The sequence below is a fragment of the Peteryoungia desertarenae genome (assembly GCF_005860795.2).
Taxonomy (GTDB): domain Bacteria; phylum Pseudomonadota; class Alphaproteobacteria; order Rhizobiales; family Rhizobiaceae; genus Allorhizobium; species Allorhizobium desertarenae.
This window is the reverse complement of record NZ_CP058350.1, coordinates 2,752,486-2,770,837: the sequence shown is the minus strand read 5'-3', so window position 1 is coordinate 2,770,837 and position 18,352 is coordinate 2,752,486. Positions and strand designations below refer to the sequence as shown.

Annotated in this window: 17 protein-coding genes; 9 read left to right on the top strand and 8 right to left on the bottom strand. The window is 58.1% G+C overall.

The window, feature by feature from the left end; translation table 11 throughout:
- Positions 1-23: 23 nt before the first annotated feature.
- The 3 genes from FE840_RS13505 to FE840_RS13495 all read left to right on the top strand — a co-directional run bounded on the left by FE840_RS13505 (position 24) and on the right by FE840_RS13495 (position 2,436).
- A complete protein-coding gene (locus FE840_RS13505; RefSeq protein ID WP_138289743.1) occupies positions 24-590 on the top strand; it encodes a TRAP transporter small permease in 567 nt (188 codons plus the stop codon).
- 9 nt (positions 591-599) lie between these two features.
- Entirely contained in the window at positions 600-1,874 is a 1,275-nt protein-coding gene (locus tag FE840_RS13500; RefSeq protein WP_138289741.1) for a TRAP transporter large permease, read from the top strand.
- Positions 1,875-2,004: 130 nt separating this feature from the next.
- Entirely contained in the window at positions 2,005-2,436 is a 432-nt protein-coding gene (locus FE840_RS13495; protein WP_171033830.1) for a DUF4864 domain-containing protein, read from the top strand.
- A 42-nt stretch (positions 2,437-2,478) separates the two neighbouring features.
- On the opposite strand, the gene tgt is transcribed toward FE840_RS13495, so the two are convergent.
- The 5 genes from tgt to coaD form a co-directional block, all read right to left on the bottom strand.
- A complete protein-coding gene (gene tgt, locus FE840_RS13490) occupies positions 2,479-3,609 on the bottom strand; it encodes a tRNA guanosine(34) transglycosylase Tgt (RefSeq protein WP_138289740.1) in 1,131 nt (376 codons plus the stop codon).
- Positions 3,610-3,612: 3 nt separating this feature from the next.
- Positions 3,613-4,707: a tRNA preQ1(34) S-adenosylmethionine ribosyltransferase-isomerase QueA gene (queA, locus tag FE840_RS13485; protein ID WP_138289738.1), complete on the bottom strand. Its 1,095-nt coding sequence runs from the start codon at positions 4,705-4,707 to the stop codon at positions 3,613-3,615.
- A gap of 91 nt (positions 4,708-4,798) precedes the next feature.
- Positions 4,799-5,308 carry a peptidylprolyl isomerase gene (locus tag FE840_RS13480; RefSeq protein WP_138289736.1) on the bottom strand — a complete coding sequence of 170 codons (510 nt, stop codon included), beginning with the start codon at positions 5,306-5,308 and terminating at the stop codon, positions 4,799-4,801.
- Positions 5,309-5,343: 35 nt separating this feature from the next.
- A complete protein-coding gene (locus FE840_RS13475; RefSeq protein ID WP_138289735.1) occupies positions 5,344-5,913 on the bottom strand; it encodes a peptidylprolyl isomerase in 570 nt (189 codons plus the stop codon).
- A gap of 23 nt (positions 5,914-5,936) precedes the next feature.
- Positions 5,937-6,431 (bottom strand): pantetheine-phosphate adenylyltransferase, encoded by a 495-nt coding sequence (coaD, locus tag FE840_RS13470; RefSeq protein WP_138289733.1) that lies wholly within the window; start codon positions 6,429-6,431, stop codon positions 5,937-5,939.
- Positions 6,432-6,616: 185 nt separating this feature from the next.
- Here coaD and FE840_RS13465 point away from each other — a divergent pair, with 185 nt between their 5' ends.
- The 3 genes from FE840_RS13465 to FE840_RS21060 all read left to right on the top strand — a co-directional run bounded on the left by FE840_RS13465 (position 6,617) and on the right by FE840_RS21060 (position 7,200).
- Positions 6,617-6,763 (top strand): hypothetical protein, encoded by a 147-nt coding sequence (locus FE840_RS13465; RefSeq protein WP_171033829.1) that lies wholly within the window; start codon positions 6,617-6,619, stop codon positions 6,761-6,763.
- Between the two features lie 84 nt (positions 6,764-6,847).
- Positions 6,848-7,000, top strand: coding sequence for a hypothetical protein (locus FE840_RS13460; protein ID WP_171033828.1), 153 nt, complete (start codon positions 6,848-6,850; stop codon positions 6,998-7,000).
- Between the two features lie 65 nt (positions 7,001-7,065).
- Positions 7,066-7,200 carry a hypothetical protein gene (locus FE840_RS21060; RefSeq protein WP_281366521.1) on the top strand — a complete coding sequence of 45 codons (135 nt, stop codon included), beginning with the start codon at positions 7,066-7,068 and terminating at the stop codon, positions 7,198-7,200.
- A gap of 115 nt (positions 7,201-7,315) precedes the next feature.
- Here the strand turns inward: FE840_RS21060 and gyrA are convergent, their stop codons facing one another.
- A complete protein-coding gene (gene gyrA, locus FE840_RS13455) occupies positions 7,316-10,108 on the bottom strand; it encodes a DNA gyrase subunit A (protein ID WP_138289731.1) in 2,793 nt (930 codons plus the stop codon).
- Between the two features lie 191 nt (positions 10,109-10,299).
- Here gyrA and FE840_RS13450 point away from each other — a divergent pair, with 191 nt between their 5' ends.
- Positions 10,300-10,929 (top strand): MarC family protein, encoded by a 630-nt coding sequence (locus tag FE840_RS13450; RefSeq protein WP_138289729.1) that lies wholly within the window; start codon positions 10,300-10,302, stop codon positions 10,927-10,929.
- Between the two features lie 62 nt (positions 10,930-10,991).
- Here the strand turns inward: FE840_RS13450 and FE840_RS13445 are convergent, their stop codons facing one another.
- Positions 10,992-11,522 (bottom strand): single-stranded DNA-binding protein, encoded by a 531-nt coding sequence (locus FE840_RS13445; protein WP_138289727.1) that lies wholly within the window; start codon positions 11,520-11,522, stop codon positions 10,992-10,994.
- 291 nt (positions 11,523-11,813) lie between these two features.
- Here FE840_RS13445 and uvrA point away from each other — a divergent pair, with 291 nt between their 5' ends.
- Positions 11,814-14,735, top strand: coding sequence for an excinuclease ABC subunit UvrA (gene uvrA, locus FE840_RS13440; RefSeq protein WP_138289725.1), 2,922 nt, complete (start codon positions 11,814-11,816; stop codon positions 14,733-14,735).
- Positions 14,736-15,015: 280 nt separating this feature from the next.
- Entirely contained in the window at positions 15,016-16,662 is a 1,647-nt protein-coding gene (locus FE840_RS13435) for a Na/Pi cotransporter family protein (protein WP_138289723.1), read from the top strand.
- Here the strand turns inward: FE840_RS13435 and FE840_RS13430 are convergent.
- Positions 16,659-18,194 (bottom strand): NAD(P)H-hydrate dehydratase, encoded by a 1,536-nt coding sequence (locus FE840_RS13430; RefSeq protein WP_138289721.1) that lies wholly within the window; start codon positions 18,192-18,194, stop codon positions 16,659-16,661. The genes FE840_RS13435 and FE840_RS13430 overlap by 4 nt on opposite strands.
- Between the last annotated feature and the right edge of the window lie 158 nt (positions 18,195-18,352).

The window sequence follows — 18,352 nt, the reverse complement described above, 5'->3', positions numbered from 1 at the left end:
CTGCTTGGCAACGGAGTGCAAGCATGAACAGTCAAACTACAAAGGGCAACGGCCAGGCCGAGCCTTATGTCGTCGCCATCCACCTAGAAGAGGAAGCCGAGCCGGAGATCCGGTTTCGGATCGACGATGTCATAGCCTTCACCCTTTTCTGGATTCTCGGATCAGTCACCTTCCTTCAGTTTTTCAGCCGCTATGTGCTCAATGATTCGATTGCATGGACGGAAGAGATCGGTCGCTACCTGTTGATGTGGGTCACCTTTTTCGGGGCAGCTATCGTTTTCCGGCGGCGCACGCATATTGCGGTGGAGGTGCTGGTTGAAATGTTGCCGCCGCGTGCCGCACGTGTGCTCCGCTTTGCTGCCGATGTCATCACGCTTCTCTTTGTCTGCCTGCTGGTCTGGTTCGCCTGGAACCTCACCCAGCGCATGGGCATCCAGCGGATGACGGTCATCGATGTGTCGATGAGTGTTGTCTATGGCGGCATTTTCGTTGGCTGCCTGTTGATGCTGTGGCGTGCTTCGGAAGCTTTCCTGACCAATGCCAGGAGAGGCTGGGCCGCACCGGACAATACCAACCAATTGATCGACTGAGGCAAGCCAATGGGACTTCTGCTAAGTGTTTTCTTCGGCCTGCTGCTCCTCAGTGTGCCGGTTTTTGTCGCCCTCGGTGGCGCTTCGCTCGCCTACACGCATTTCATCGGAAATCTGCCGGATTTCGTTGTGCTGCATCGCATGGCAGGCGGCGTTGACAGCTTCCCCTTGATTGCTGTGCCCTTTTTCATTCTGGCCGGCAATCTCATGAACTCCGCCGGTATCACCAATCGGATCTTTGATTTTGCCACGGCTGCCGTCGGCTGGCTGAAAGGCGGGCTCGGCCATGTGAATGTGACGGCCTCGGTGATTTTTGCCGGAATGTCCGGCGCTGCCGTTGCGGATGCCGGCGGACTTGGCACGATTGAAGTCAAGGCCATGCGCGACAGAGGCTACAACGACCATCTCGCCGTCGGCGTGACGGCCGCCTCGTCGACAATTGGTCCGATTATTCCGCCGTCCCTGCCCATGGTTATCTTTGGCGTGATGGCAAATGTCTCCATCGGCCAACTGTTTGCGGCCGGTTTCATCCCCGGCATGATGATGGCGCTGAGCCTCATGGGCTATATCAGTTGGTATGCCTGGCGCTATAAGATCGGCGCGGATCAGCCATTCATTCTCGGCGTGCTGGGCCGGACCTTCATTCAAGCCATCCCTGCCCTGCTAACACCAATCATCATCATTGGCGGGATCGCCACCGGGGCATTTACCCCGACGGAAGCGGCGATTGCTGCCTGTGCCTGGGCCTTGTTCCTCGGCTTTGTGGTCTACCGAACCTTGTCGATCAAGCGCTTCTACCAGATTTCGATCAACACGATTGAAACCACGGCCTCGGTCCTGATGATCGTTGCCGCCGCATCCCTGTTCGGCTGGGTCTTGACGGTCACCCAGGTGACGGCGCAGTTCACCGCCTTGCTGCTGACCATCACCGATGACCCGATCATGCTTCTGTTGATCATCAACGTGATCATCCTGATCGTGGGCTGCTTCATGGAAACCATTGCCGCCATCTCGATCCTCGTGCCGATCCTGATGCCAGCAGTGGCCGCGGTTGGTATCGATCCTGTTCAGTTCGGTGTCGTGATGGTTCTGAACCTGATGATCGGACTGATCACACCGCCGATCGGCATGGTGCTGTTTGTCCTGTCACGCGTCGCAAACATCTCCATCGAGAAGACGATCAAGGCGACAGCGCCGTTTCTGATCCCGCTTCTCGGTGTGTTGCTGCTGATCACGATCTTCCCGCAACTGACACTCTACCTGCCGGAGCTATGGTATAGATAAAATAGGAGACATGCCCCGCTTGGGTTGATCAACAAGGCTTGTTTGCCGCAGGTCTTCTCAAGCGGGGAAAACGCCCTAAACTCATTTCGTGAAATCGTCACATAACAATGAGCAGCAGAGGGGTGTCATCATGCATACAGTCTTGCGGGTCATTATGTTGTGGTTTGCCGTGTCACTTCTGGCCTTGCCAGCAAAGGCTGAACAGGATGCGGTGCGCGAAGCACAATCGGTCATTTCGCGGCAGATCGAGGCGTTTCTTGCCGATGATGCGACAACCGCCTATTCCTTCGCATCGCCCGAAATCAAGAGCGTCTTCCCGAATGCCGAACGCTTCTTCGACATGGTCAAGAAGAGCTATGCGCCGGTCTTTCGACCTGGCAACTATGCCTTTGGTCGCCATAAGGTAACGCCGGATGGCGAAAGCGCCTATCAGGAAGTGCTGATTTCGGCACCGGACGGCAAGGACTGGGCCGTGTTTTACGAATTGAAACGGCAGCGCAGTGGCACTTTCGCCATCAATGGCGTGCGTATGGTCCGCGAAACCGGAAGTCAGGGGATCTGATGGTGCCTCGCGGGCAGAGCAGCGCGCACCCCGCTTGTCCCCTCATACCGGATCGATATCGCCGCGCTTCCACATTTCGAGTGTTTCTGCCTTGAAGTCCTCGAAGCGGTTCTCGGCGATCGCCTCGCGGATACCCTGCATCAACTCCTGATAATAACAGAGGTTGTTCCAGGAGAGCAGCATGCCGCCCAAGGCTTCGTTGGAGCGCACGAGGTGATGCAGATAGGCGCGCGAATATTCACGGGATGCCGGGCAGTTCGATTGGTCGTCCAGCGGTCGCATGTCTTCGGCATGACGGGCATTGCGTATATTGACCTTGCCGCGACGGGTGAAAGCGAGGCCATGCCTGCCTGAGCGGGTGGGCATGACGCAGTCGAACATGTCGACGCCTTCGGCGACGGATTTCAGGATGTCATCCGGTGTGCCGACACCCATCAGATAGCGCGGCTTGTTGGTCGGCAGAACGGGCAGTGTCACCCCCAGCATTTCCAGCATGACTTGCTGCGGCTCGCCGACTGCCAATCCGCCAACCGCATAGCCCTTGAGATCCAACTGCTTCAGGCCTTCTGCCGAGCGGATTCGAAGGGCTGGTTGGTCGCCGCCCTGAACAATGCCGAACATGGCCTTGCCCGGTTGATTCCCGAAAGCGACGCGGCAACGCTCAGCCCAGCGCAGCGACATTTCCATGGCGCGTTCGATTTCCCGCGGTTCGGCCGGAAGCGCGATACACTCGTCGAGTTGCATCTGGATGTCGGAACCAAGCAGGCCCTGGATTTCGATCGAACGTTCCGGTGACATGTGATGCAAGCTACCGTCCACATGGCTCTTGAAGGTCACACCCTGTTCGTCAAGCTTGCGCAATCCGGACAGCGACATGACCTGAAAGCCGCCGGAATCCGTGAGGATCGGACCTTGCCAGCGGATCAATTCATGCAGGCCACCAAGCCGAGCCACGCGTTCGGCTCCAGGGCGAAGCATCAGGTGATAGGTATTGCCGAGAATGATGTCGGCGCCCCCTTCTTTCACCTGATCAAGATACATGGCCTTGACGGTACCCACGGTGCCGACGGGCATGAAGGCAGGTGTGCGAATTGTTCCGCGCGGCATGGAGACCTCGCCGAGGCGGGCTTTTCCGCTCGTTGCCTTCAGGGTGAACGTGAAGTTTTCAGACATAGGTCAGTCGTCTTTCCGGAAGAGCAGGCTGGAATCGCCGTAGGAGTAGAAGCGGTAGCCGGATTGGATGGCATGATCATAGGCCGCGCGCATGGTCTCAAGGCCGGAAAAGGCCGATACCAGCATGAACAGCGTGGACTTTGGCAGGTGGAAATTGGTCATCAGCATGTCGACAGCCTTGAAGCGATAACCGGGCGTGATGAAAATGCCGGTCGCGCCCGACCATGCAGGGATATGGCCATTATCTTCCGCTGCACTTTCCAGAAGGCGCAAAGACGTCGTTCCGACCGCGATGATGCGGTTGCCACGGGCTCGAACGGCATTGAGTGCCGCAGCCGTCGATGGTGAAATGTACCCGATCTCCTCGTGCATCTTGTGTTCCGTGGTATCGTCCGCCTTGACCGGCAGAAACGTGCCGGCACCCACATGCAGGGTCACGAAATGGCGTTCAATGCCGGCTGCATCCAGCTTTTCGAAGAGCTCGGGGGTGAAATGCAGGCCGGCGGTCGGGGCTGCTACGGCACCTTCTTCCCGGGCATAGATCGTTTGGTAATCCGTGCGGTCCTTCTCGTCTTCCGGTCGCTTGGCAGCGATGTAGGGCGGCAGAGGGATGTGGCCGACGGTGGCGATTGCCTGATCGAGATCGGGTCCGGAGAGGTCGAAGGCGAGCTCGATTTCTCCGGCCTCCCCCTTTTCAGCGACGGTTGCAGCAAGCTGGCCCATGAGGCAGGCGCTCCCCTCTCCAGTCCTCGTCGCAAAATTGATCTTGTCACCGGCCTTTATCCGCTTTCCGGGCTTTGCAAAGGCCTTCCAGCGGCTGGCTCCGACCCGCATGTGAAGCGTGCAGGAAACCGCAATCTCCTCGGCACCCTCCCGGTGACGGACGCCCTCAAGCTGGGCGGGGATGACCTTGGTGTCGTTGAAGACAAGCGCGTCGCCGGCGCGAAGGAGGGATGGCAGGTCGTAGACGTGACGGTCTTCCAGCATCGTTGTACCGTCTGGACGCACGATCAGAAAACGCGCGTGATCGCGCGGGTTTGCCGGTCGAAGGGCAATGTTTTCTTCCGGAAGGTCGAAGTCGAAGAGGTCTACGCGCATGGCTGTCGTCACATGGAGAAAGAGCGAGAACTGAACGTGAAAACCCGCCCAGTCGCAGAACGACGGGACGGGTTCAGAGTTTTGTGGCTACTCAGGCGTCGGCGGCAACCTTCATCGAAACGATCGAGTCGGGATCGCGGACGGGCTCGCCCTTCTTGACCTGGTCGATGACATCCATGCCTTCGATGACCTGGCCCCAGACGGAATACTGCTTGTTCAGCCAGGGAGCGTCCGTGAAGCAGATGAAGAACTGGGAGTTGGCCGAGTTCGGGTTCTGCGAACGGGCCATGGAGCATGTGCCACGGACATGCGGGGTTGCGGAAAATTCAGCTTTCAGATCCGGCTTGGACGAACCGCCCATGCCGGCACGACCCGGATTGAAATGCTCGCCGCCCTGCTTGCCATACTGGACATCGCCGGTCTGTGCCATGAAGTCGGCAATGACGCGATGGAAGACAACGCCATCATAGGCGCCTTCGCGCGTCAGTTCCTTGATCCGCGCAACATGGCCGGGGGCCAGATCCGGGAAAAGAGCGATTATCACCTTGCCCTTGGTGGTTTCCATGATGATGGTATTTTCCGGATCCTTAATCTCGGCCATGTCTTTACTCCTTGGTTTAGGCGAATGCCTGGGTATCAGTTTTTGCCGACGGTAACCTTCACCATACGGTCCGGGTCGGTGACTTCACCGTTGCCACCCTGCCCGCGTTTGATCTGGTCGACATATTCCATTCCCGATACGACCTTGCCAACAACCGTATATTGGCCGTTCAGGAAGCCGCCATCGGCGAACATGATGAAGAATTGCGAATTGGCGGAATTCGGATCCTGCGAACGGGCCATACCGACAGTGCCGCGTTCAAAGGGGACGTCGGAGAATTCGGCTTCAATATCTGGCAGGCTGGAGCCGCCGGTCCCGGCGCGGTTCGGCTGGTAGCCATCTTCCATGTCGCCGAACTGGACATCGCCGGTCTGCGCCATGAAGCCTTCGATCACGCGGTGAAAGGCCACATTGTCGTACTCGCCCTTAGAAGCCAGTTCCTTGATCTGTGCGACATGCTTCGGCGCTACGTCCGGCAGCAATTCGATCACGACCGGGCCATCCTTCAACTGAATGGTCAGGAAGTTTTCATCCGACTGGGCGGCGGCAGGGCCAAGACCGGCCACGGCAAAAAACAGGGCTGTTGCAATATGTAGGAGCTTCATGATCTCTCCGGAGGTTGTGGGGCTCAGTGCCCGAACTTGGTTTTGAGGGCCGTCAGCACTGCCGGCGGTACAAAGGCGCTGACATCACCGCCCATTGCTGCGATCTGACGAACCAATGTGGCCGTAATGGGCCGCGATGCTGTTCCGGCCGGCAGGAAGACGGTCTGCAGTTCCGGTGCCATCTGCGCATTCATGCCTGCCATCTGCATCTCGTAATCGAAATCCGTTCCATCGCGCAGGCCACGGACAAGCAGTCGCGCACCTTGCTGACGGGCAGCATCGACCGCAAGCCCGTCGAAGGCTACAACTTCAATGTCCCCTGCCCGTTCCGGCAGGCTGTGTTCAAGCGACTGACGAACGAGGTCTGCTCGCTGTTCGAATGTAAACAGCGGCGTCTTGCCGGGATGCACCCCAATTGCGACGATGACCGTGCCGGCCAGATTGAGCGACTGCACGAGAACATCAAGATGCCCGTTGGTCATGGGGTCGAACGAGCCTGGATAAAATGCCTTTGTCATGACATCCCGATCTTTGTTTCGACCGCCTTTTGTCACGGATGCCGCAAAGCCGCAAGCCATTTACCCGGCACGGCCCCCCTGCGGGCATGAACGCAGGATGAATGGCTTGTTCAAGGTCATTTCAGGGCAGCTCAACTAGGTTCCTTCTCAACATCTGCCATGTGAAGTTGAAGGAAGGTCCGTCGGTGCTGGCTCTTTTGGTCATTTTTGCGATTGCGGCAGCTCTTTTGGCTGAACTGGGGCTGCATATCGTGCGTAGTATGGTCGAGTGCCACAAGTATGAACGGGAGATGAATGCTCCGTTCAAGCCGACTTCAGGCGGTGCGCTCTAAATCCCCTCATATGCTGAGCGGGAACCTTTGCGCTTGGTACGCATTTCAACGGCAAGTATCGCCGGCTTCACAAGGACGAGCACCATGCATGACAAAGTAACGATGATCAATCTAGTCTGGATGACGATGATCACCGCCATGGTTGCAACTTCGGCAGCCTATTATGTCAAGGACCAGTCGGACAATCAGTTCTTCGGTCCACCCATGACTGCACATTACCATAGCTTTGGTCGCTGACGGTCTCGCAAGTATTTCGTAACCAGAAACGATGTCAAAGCTGCTGAACGAGGGAAAGGAAGACAATGTTTATCACACTGACTGTTCTGACCGTTTTGATCAGCGGCATGTTTGTCGCTTCTGTTGCCTTTACGATTGCCGGCCTGCATCGTGAGAACGAGACCATGAAGCAGCTTTCGGAACGTCACCGCGTCTTCTGACACGTGAACAGCTGTTGTTCCGGTAAACCCAATAGCTGACCAATGAATGACAAGGCCCGCCAGGTTCACCTGGCGGGCCTTGTCATGTTCTTGTTTTCCTAAAGAGGTCGCCCAATCACTCAGATTGTTCGATGGGGCTGTCTGGTAGTGCCGTGTCTGTCACCACTGTTTCAGCTTCTTCCCCCACGACTTCGTCTTCGCTTTCTGGCTCGCTGATGCGCTCGACCGACACCACCTTCTCATCCTTGGCGGTCGAGAAGATCGTGACGCCCTTGGTTGCGCGGCTGGCGATACGAATGCCGTCAACCGGAACACGGATCAGCTGACCGCCATCTGAAACGAGCATCAGTTGATCCTTGTCTTCGACCGGGAAGGCTGCCACGAGTTCGCCGATTTCCGCCGTCTTGGAGGTGTCGGTTGCTCGAATACCCTTGCCACCACGCCCTGACGTGCGGAAATCATAGGATGACGACCGCTTGCCGAAGCCCTTTACCGAAACAGTGAGAACGAACTGCTCGCGAGCCTTGAGTTCCTGATAGCGCTCTTCGGAAAGCTCGGCCAGTTCACCAACCTCCTCGCCGACAAGTGCGATATCATCCTCTTCGACGCCCACTGCCCGCCGTTCAGCAGCAGACCGCTTCAGATAGGCGGCGCGTTCCGATGCTTCCGCCTCGACATGACCGAGGATTGTCATCGAGATCAGGCGATCTCCGTCGGCAAGCGAAATACCGCGCACGCCGATCGAATTGCGGCCCGCAAAGACACGCACTTCATCCACGGGGAAGCGGATTGCCTGACCCAGTGACGTGGTCAAAAGCACGTCATCACGATCGGTACAGGTTTCGACCGAGAGGATCTCGTCGCCTTCTTCCTCCAGCTTCATCGCGATCTTGCCATTGCGGTTGACCTGGATGAAGTCCGAAAGCTTGTTTCGACGCACCGTTCCACGGGTTGTCGAGAACATGACATCGAGATTTCCCCAGCTGTTTTCATCCTCGGGAAGCGGCATGATCGAGGTGATGCGTTCACCGGGCTCCAGCGGAAGCATGTTGATCAGGGCCTTGCCGCGAGATGTCGGTGTCCCGATCGGCAGGCGCCAGACCTTTTCCTTGTAGACGATGCCGCGCGAGGAGAAGAACAGGACGGGTGTATGCGTATTGGCGACAAACAGGCGGGTTGCAAAATCCTCGTCCTTCATGGCCATGCCCGAGCGTCCCTTGCCGCCGCGGCGTTGCGCCCGGTAGGTGGTCAGCGGCACGCGCTTGATATAGCCGGCATGGGACACGGTCACGACCATGTCCTCTCGGGCGATCAGGTCCTCGTCGTCCATGTCCGGACCACCATCGGCGATCTGGGTCCGACGTGGCGTGCCGAACTCGTCCCGAACGGCTGCCAGTTCATCCTTGACGATCTGCTGGATGCGCAGGCGCGACGAGAGGATGTCGAGGTAATCCGAGATCTCGGCACCAATCTTGTTGAGTTCCTCGTCGATCTCGTCTCGACCGAGAGCCGTCAGGCGGGCAAGGCGCAATTCCAGGATCGCCCGGGCCTGCTCTTCCGAAAGGTTATAGGTGTTGTCGTCGTTGATCCGGTGTCGCGGATCATCGATCAGGCGGATCAGCGCCTCGACGTCGCGGGCCGGCCAGCGCCGTTCCATCAATTGCTCACGCGCCGTGCCCGGATCGGGAGCATTGCGGATCAGCGCGATGACTTCGTCAATATTGGCAACAGCGATCGCAAGACCCACCAAGACATGGGCACGCTCCCGCGCCTTGCGCAACAGGTACTTGGTCCGGCGGCTGACGACGTCTTCGCGGAAGGAGACGAAGGCGCGCAGCATGTCGAGCAAGGTCAACTGCTCCGGCTTGCCGCCATTCAGCGCCACCATGTTGCAGCCAAAGGAGGTCTGCAGCGGCGAATAGCGGTAAAGCTGGTTCAATATGACTTCGGCATTGGCATCGCGTTTCAACTCGATGACGACGCGGTAGCCCTGACGGTCGCTTTCGTCGCGCAGGTCGGAAATGCCTTCGATGCGCTTTTCGCGCACCAGTTCGGCCATCTTCTCGATCATCGTCGCCTTGTTCACCTGATAGGGGACTTCGGTGATGATGATCTGCTCGCGATCGCCACGCATGGGCTCAATGCTTGCGACACCGCGCATGATGACGGAGCCACGACCGGTTTCATACGCGGAACGTATGCCGGAGCGGCCCAGAATGATCCCGCCTGTCGGGAAATCCGGTCCGGGAATGATCTGCATGAGGGCGGGCAACTCAATCGCCGGATCGTCGATCAAGGCAATACAGCCGTCGATGACTTCCGAGAGATTGTGCGGCGGGATGTTGGTCGCCATACCAACAGCAATGCCGCCGGCGCCGTTGACCAGCAGGTTCGGGAACTTGGCGGGGACGACCACAGGTTCCTGCAGCGTGCCGTCATAGTTATCGCGGAAGTCGACCGTTTCCTTGTCGAGGTCATCCAGCAGCGAATGGGCAGCCTTTTGCAGGCGGCATTCGGTGTAGCGTTCGGCTGCCGGCGGATCACCATCAATAGACCCGAAATTGCCCTGACCGTCGATCAGCGGCAGCCTCAACGACCATGGCTGCGCCATGCGCGCCAAAGCGTCATAGATCGCCATGTTGCCGTGCGGGTGGTATTTACCCATCACGTCACCGGTGACGCGGGCACATTTGACGTATTTCTTGTTCCAGTCGATGCCCAGTTCGGACATGCCATAGAGAATGCGGCGATGTACGGGCTTCAGACCGTCTCGCACATCAGGAAGCGCGCGGCTCACGATAACGCTCATGGCGTAATCGAGGTAGGACCGCTGCATTTCCTCCATGATGGAAATCGGCTGGATGTCAGACGGAAACTTGCCGCCGCCGGGAGTGCTTTGCTCAGTCAAATCAGGTCACGATCTCTGTTCGGAATCACTTTGGAATTTATAGCGGAAACACCTGCCGCCTGCCAATTTTGGGGCCGGTTATAAACAGGCTTTTACGGCAGCGCAAAGGCGTTCCGGCAATATAGCTGGGCCAAGCCTTGCTATTGTTCCCTGGCTTTGCCTTTATGACCAAAATCATCCAGGAGAATGACATGGCCATGACGGATGCAATGATCAGCGCCTTCACAACGCTGCTAGTCACAGTCGATCCGCCCGGCCTCGCACCTCTTTTCCTCGGTTTGACCCAGGGCATGACGGCGGCGCAACGTCGCCAGGTGGCCATTCGCGGATCGGTGATGGGCTTTGCCATTCTCACGGTCTTCGCGCTGTTCGGTGCGACCATTCTTGGTGCGCTCGGCATTTCCATGGGAGCATTCCGGATTGCCGGTGGTCTCATGCTGTTTGCCATCGCCTTCGAAATGATCTTCGAAAAGCGCAACGAGCGAAAGGAGAAGACAACGGGCGATGCGATCACCAAGGATCACATTCACAACCTGGCTGTCTTCCCGCTGGCCATTCCGCTGATTGCGGGGCCCGGTGCGATATCGGCAACTGTTCTGATCTCGGGAACGCTCGACGGCTGGGCTGGCAAGGCGCAACTCATCGGTGTCATTGCCGTGGTCCTGGCGCTGGTTTTTGTATCGCTCTACCTGGCCGAACGGCTGAACAAGTTCCTAGGGGTTACCGGCAGGGCTCTGCTGACCCGTCTTCTCGGCGTCCTGCTTGCGGCTCTTTCCGTCCAGTTCGTTGTCGATGGTGTCAAGTCGGCATTTGCCGGCTGATTCACGAACGGAAAAGGGAGGGCATCAATCCCTCCCCATGTTTCAATCAGTATCCAGAGCGCTCAGAACGGGATATCGTCGTCGAGATCGCGTGAGAAGCCGCCTGACGGGGCGCTGCCGCCACGGTTCCCGCCACCAGATGAACCACCACGGGATGGAGCCGGCGCGTCATAGCCGCCGTCATAGCCCCCACCATAATCACCACCGCCGAAGTCATTGCTGCGCGAACCGCCACTGTCACCACGTCCACCCAGCATCGTCAGCGTCGAGTTGAAGCCTTGCAGAACCACCTCCGTCGAGTAGCGATCATTGCCGTTCTGATCCTGCCACTTGCGGGTCTGCAGCTGGCCTTCGATATAGACTGTCGAACCCTTCTTCAGATACTGTTCTGCGACCTTGCAAAGGCCCTCATTGAAGATGACCACGGTGTGCCATTCGGTCTTCTCCTTGCGCTCGCCGCTGTTCCGGTCACGCCAGCTTTCAGAGGTCGCAATGCGCAGGTTAGCAATCGGGCGCCCGTCTTGAGTCCGGCGAATTTCGGGATCAGCTCCGAGATTGCCGATCAAAATGACCTTGTTGACGCTTCCAGCCATGACACTCACCTTACTGCCGCATGATCGCGACGTTCGAAAATACGAAGAATTGTGCGTATCCTAGCCCATTCTGCCGGATGGTTGGCTTTGACTGCTGTTTAATCCACAACGAAAAATGTTCTTTATTTGTTCTAGTCTTTTGCTAGTTTGGTGTCAACAGAATCGATTTAGCGCAGAACGGTTGCCCCAAGTCCTCGACAGCTGCCATCGTTAGACTACATAAGGACCGTCATCCTTCCAGGACCCGCCTTAGCACAAAGGCGGTCTCATGCCCGAGCCGAGCCGATTGCCATGTCTGAACTGAAAACCATCTCCATCCGTGGTGCGCGCGAGCACAATCTTAAAGGCATTGACCTCGATCTGCCGCGCAACAGCCTGATCGTGATGACCGGGCTTTCGGGCTCGGGCAAGTCGTCGCTTGCTTTCGACACGATCTATGCAGAGGGCCAGCGGCGCTATGTCGAAAGTCTGTCGGCCTATGCCCGCCAGTTTCTTGAGATGATGCAGAAGCCGGATGTCGATCAGATCGAAGGGCTGTCGCCTGCCATCTCGATCGAGCAGAAGACGACCTCGCGCAATCCGCGCTCGACGGTCGGCACCGTCACTGAAATCTACGACTATATGCGCCTGCTCTTCGCCCGGGTCGGCGTGCCCTATTCGCCGGCGACGGGTCTGCCGATCGAGAGCCAGACGGTGAGCCAGATGGTCGACCGGATCCTGGCGCTGGAGGAAGGCACGCGGCTTTACATCCTTGCGCCGATGATCCGTGGCCGCAAGGGCGAGTACAAGAAGGAACTCGCCGAGCTGATGAAGAAGGGGTTCCAGCGCGTCAAGATAGACGGGCAGTTCTACGAAATTGCGGACGCACCGACACTCGACAAGAAATACAAGCACGACATCGACGTGGTGGTTGACCGTGTGGTCGTCCGTCCGGACATTGCAAGCCGTCTGGCGGACAGTCTGGAAACCTGCCTGCGGCTTGCCGATGGGCTGGCGGTTGCCGAATTTGCCGACAAGCCGCTACCGCCAGAAGAGACAGCGGCAGGTGGGTCGGCCAACAAGTCGCTGAACGAGACGCATGAGCGCGTTCTGTTTTCGGAAAAATTCGCCTGCCCCGTCTCCGGCTTCACCATTCCGGAGATCGAGCCGCGGCTCTTCTCGTTCAACAATCCCTTTGGCGCCTGCCCGACCTGTGACGGTCTTGGCTCACAACAGAAGATCGACGAGGCGCTCATCGTTCCGGAGGTGAACCGTCGTCTTAGCGATGGGGCTATTGCGCCCTGGGCCAAATCCTCATCGCCCTACTACAATCAGACGCTTGAGGCTCTCGGTAAAGCCTTCGGTTTCAAGCTTTCGAACAAGTGGTCGGAGCTGAACGAGGCTGCACAAAACGCCATCCTGCATGGCACGGAACAGGCAATCGAATTTCATTACGTGGACGGCGCGCGCGCCTATACAACAACCAAGACATTCGAGGGCATCGTCCCCAATCTCGAGAGGCGCTGGAAAGAAACCGACAGCGCCTGGGCGCGCGAGGAGATCGAGCGCTACATGTCTGCTGCCCCCTGCCCTGCCTGCGGTGGTTTTCGCCTGAAGCCGGAGGCGCTCGCCGTGAAGATCAACGGGCTGCATATCGGCCAGGTGACCGACATGGCGATCCGGAATGCAGGTTCCTGGTTTGAGGAATTGCCGGCCAAGCTGACGGACAAGCAGAACGAAATTGCCGTCCGCATTCTGAAGGAGATCCGCGAGCGCCTGCGTTTCTTGAACGATGTGGGGCTCGACTATCTCTCGATGTCGCGCAATTCCGGGACGCTGTCGGGTGGCGAGAGCCAACGCATCCGGCTGGCCTCGCAGATCGGTTCGGGCCTTACCGGCGTGCTTTACGTTCTTGACGAACCATCAATCGGTCTGCACCAGCGGGACAATGCGCGTCTGCTGGATACGCTCAAGCACCTGCGCGACATCGGCAATACGGTCATTGTTGTCGAACATGACGAGGATGCCATCCTGACGGCTGATTATGTGGTCGATATCGGACCCGCAGCGGGTATTCATGGTGGCCAGGTCGTGGCGCAGGGTTCGCCACAGGACATCATGGCGCATCCGAAATCGCTGACCGGCAAATACCTCACGGGCGAGATGGGGGTCAAAGTTCCCGCACAGAGGCGCAAGCCGAAAAAGGGCCAGCAGATCAAGGTTATCGGTGCCAAGGGCAACAATCTGAAAAACGTCACCGCTTCGATCCCGCTCGGTGTATTTACCGCCGTAACCGGCGTGTCGGGCGGCGGCAAGTCGACCTTCCTGATCGAAACGCTCTACAAGGCCGCCGCGCGCCGCATCATGGGCGCGCGCGAGAACCCGGCGGAGCACGAGCGCATCGACGGGTTCGAATTCATCGACAAGGTGATCGATATCGACCAGTCACCGATCGGTCGTACGCCGCGGTCAAACCCGGCCACCTATACCGGTGCCTTCACACCGATCCGCGACTGGTTCGCCGGATTGCCGGAGGCCAAGGCGCGCGGTTACCAGCCGGGCCGCTTCTCCTTCAACGTGAAGGGTGGTCGCTGCGAGGCCTGCCAGGGCGATGGTGTCATCAAGATCGAAATGCACTTCCTGCCGGATGTCTATGTCACCTGCGACGTCTGCCACGGCAAGCGCTACAATCGGGAAACGCTGGATGTGACCTTCAAGGGCCAGTCGATCGCCGATGTTCTCGACATGACGGTCGAGGAAGGCGTCGAATTCTTCCAGGCGGTGCCGGCCGTGCGCGACAAGCTGCAGGCGCTGTTTGATGTCGGCCTCGGCTATATCAAGGTCGGCCAGCAGGCCAATACGCTTTCGGGTGGCGAGGCGCAGCGCGTGAAGCTTGCCAAGGAACTCTCCAAACGCTCGACAGGGCGCACGCTGTACATCCTCGACGAGCCGACGACAGGCCTGCATTTCCATGATGTGGCCAAGCTTCTGGAAATGCTTCAGGAACTGGTCAATCAGGGCAATTCGGTCGTGGTCATCGAGCACAATCTCGAAGTGATCAAGACGGCAGACCACATTCTCGACTTCGGTCCCGAAGGGGGCGATGGTGGCGGGCAGATCGTCGCCCAGGGCACGCCGGAAGAGGTGGTGAAGGTCGAGACTTCCTATACCGGTCAGTTTCTTAGGGAACTGCTGGAGCGGCGGCCGTTCCGTAAGGTCGAGGCGGCGGAATAGCACGTTTTCGTGCCTTTGCCGGATGGGAGCCAGATCCTGCTTGCCGGTGATCAGTGCTTCGGGCGCCTTTGCTTCTTGCTCAGCAGCGCCGCGAAAGCGAGCTCCGAGACAAGGGCTCGACATTTTATGACAGATTTGTGACAACGGCAGCCCGGATCAGGGATGTCCGCGGATTCGGGCTTTTACCGGCGGGCGTCTCCTCAGCCGTCGTTGGTCACTTCGTATTTCATGTCCCTCCCCGATTTTCGCCCGTTCTCCAGAGTTGCAAGGCGCATATTTCATGTCAGGTATTGTTATCTTCATCAATCTTGCAGGTGCCGTCGCGCTCCTGCTCTGGGCCACACGCATGGTCAGGACAGGGATTGAGCGTGCTTATGGAAGCATTCTGAAGGACAAGCTGCGGCATGCGGTCGGCAACCGGTTTTCTGCAGCATTTGCTGGCTTTCTGTTTGCCGTCGCGCTTCAAAGTGCAACAGCTGTGGCCCTTATCGTGTCGTCCTTCGTGGCTGCACAATATGTGTCATCCGCAATCGGGATCGCGACGCTTCTGGGAGCGGATCTCGGCTCAGCGTTTGTCACGCGGATCCTGCGTTACGACCTTTCCATTTTGATCCCGGTGCTCCTGCTCCTCGGAACGATCAGTTTCCGTGCCTCGGAATCACGGACATGGCGGCAGTTGGGGCGCATCTTATTCGGTCTCGGCCTGCTTCTCCTGTCTCTACGGCTGATTGGTGAGGCATCCGACCCGTTGCGCAACAGCAAGATCCTGCCGATCATCTTCAATTACCTTGCGTCCGACTGGATTAGCGCCTTCATGCTGGCGGCGCTGCTCGCCTGGGCGTTCCATTCGAGCGTGGCATCCGTTCTGCTGGTTGCATCACTGGCGGACAAGGGCCTGCTGCCGGACGCCCTCATCATTCCGCTGGTTCTCGGCATCAATTTCGGTGCGGCGATCATCGGTGCCATTCTGACCAAAAATGCCGAGCCGGCAGGGCGTATTGTCCCGCTCGGGAATGTTGCAATCCGCGGGATGATCACGGTGATTGCCCTCGGATTCCAGTTCATTTTCAACCTTGAACCCTCGGCCTTTTCAGCGCATCCGGGCGACGCCGTGGTCATGGTGCATCTTGCCATCAATACTGCTGTCTTGATCGTTGGCCTTCCTCTGGCTGGCGTCGTTGCTCGTCTGCTCGAAAAGTTGCTGGCGCAAAAAACCGAAGGAGCTGAAGTCCCTACCCGGCTTTCGGCTCTGAACCCTGCCGATCTTGCGACGCCGCAACAGGCGATTGGCAACGCGACGCGTGAGGTGCTTGCCGTCTGCGACAAGACGGAAATCATGCTGAACGGCATTCTCGATCTTTTCGAGCGTTGGGATCCGAAGAAGACTCAGCGGATTGAAATGCTCGACGACGAGATCGATGTCCTGCACCGGGAGATCAAGTTCTACTTGGCACGGATATCCGCCACAGCACTCGATCAAGCGGCTGCAACGCAGTCACAGAATTTGCTGGGCGCTACGATCAAAATCGAACAGGCCGCTGACATCATCTCCCAGAATATGCTCAACCGGGCCCGCAAGAAGCATGAACGGGGAACGGGTTTTTCGGCCGAAGGCTGGTCGGAGCTCTGCGCCATGCACAGGGAGGTCCTGCAGAATGCCCATCTCGCCTTCAATCTGCTGGTCAACCGAGACCTCGAACATGCCCGGCAATTGGTGAGCCGAAAGGAGGTTGTCCGCAATCTGGCGCGTGACAGCGAGGAACAGCATATGCAACGGCTGCGGCAGGGCAATGCAGCCAGTTTCGAATCCAGTTCATTGCATATCGACACCATGCGGGATCTGAAGGAAATCAATTCACTTCTCGTATCGATTGCCTATCCGCTACTGGAAGACGAAGGACTGCTGCGCCGAAGCCGGCTCCTCTAATCTTGAGTGATTGAGGCCATTGCCGCTGTGATGGCCTCTAAAAGATCCTCCGCAGTCATGGGGGAACCCGCCAGTTTCGCGGCTTCCCCATGCAGATAGACGGCGGCACAGGATGCGGCGAATGGTGGAACGCGCTGGGCAATCAATCCAGCAATCATCCCGGCCAGGACATCACCCGAGCCGGCAGTTGCGAGCCAAGGCGGCGCATTATCATTGATCGCGGCACTTCCGTCCGGCGCAGCGATCACGGTATCCGCTCCCTTGTAGACAACGATGGCTCCCAGAAGGCCTGCTGCGTCACGTGTCTTTTCGACCTTGCCCTTGGCGTTTTCGGCGGCAATCTCCGGGAAAAGTCGGTGGAATTCGCCTTCATGGGGCGTAAGCACCAGACGTGGTGTCACATCGGCAAATGCGTCTCTCAGTTCATCCACCTTGCCCTTGAAGGCGGTGATGCCATCAGCGTCCAGAACAAGTGTCCGCTGTGCGTGTCCAATGGCCAGTGCGAAACTGCGGGCCTGGGCAAAGTCACCAAAACCCGGCCCCAACACAAATGTCTGATGGCGAGGGTCGTCAAGATAATGGGCGAGGTCCAGTTCGTTATCGACGCTGTGCAGCATAATGGACGTCAGGTGCGGAACAAGCGCCGCCACTGCCGATCTGCGCGCCGCGACAGCGACGATGCCGGCCCCTGATCTTGCTGCAGCCGCTGCAGAGAGACGGCAGGCTCCGGTTCCATTAAATGGACCGGAGAATACGCTCACATGCCCTCGACGGTATTTGTGATCTGCCAGGTTTGCCCGCGGCAGATCGGCCTGCCACAAGCCGGGATGGTTGCGTTTCAGAGCCCCGCGCGCAGCTTCCACCATCCTTCGGGGTATCCCGATGTCGACGATCTCGACGCTTCCGCAGTGGTCCCGACCAGGCAGCAACAAATGTCCCGGTTTTTGTGCCATGAAGGTGACGGTCTTCGAGGCGGTGAAGGCCGCGCCACGCATCTCGCCGGTCGCTCCGTCGATGCCGCTTGGCAAATCCACTGCGAGTACAGGAAGACCGGCAGCCGTGATTGCGTTTATGCGCTCTGCCAATTCCGGTGGAAGATCGCGAGACAGGCCTGCACCGAAAATCGCGTCGATGATCACATCACCGGGCTGCATCTGGTAGGTCGGCAGAGGATTCGCAGGGAGATGACAGCGTTCGAACGCCGTTCGGGCATCGCCGGAAAGCCTGTCCAGCTCCTCAACATGATAGAGTTCGGCGGATGCGCCGCAGGCCGCAAGTTCGCGGGCTGCAACGTAACCGTCACCTCCATTGTTTCCGGGCCCGCACAAGACAATGTAACGGTTCGCTTCGGGAAATGACCGAAGGGCGGTTGCCGCGACCGCTTGTCCGGCGCGCTCCATAAGATCATAGCCTGGTATCCCTGAAGCAATCGCAGCCGCGTCGACCTCCGCCATGGCCTTGGGTGCCAAGACAACATCCGTCGTCCAAATCTCACCGGCTGTCTGCACCACGAACTCCTGCGTCTTTGGCATCTGCCTCATATGAGGCAGGTGGAATTGCCCACGGATTACTCATTTGCTTAATATTTCATCTCATGGAAGGAAAAAATCGAGTAGCACCATGATGTTAGCGCATGGAAGCTGAAAATAAAATTCGGAACAAAATCACATGAATTCGTCACTAAGGACTG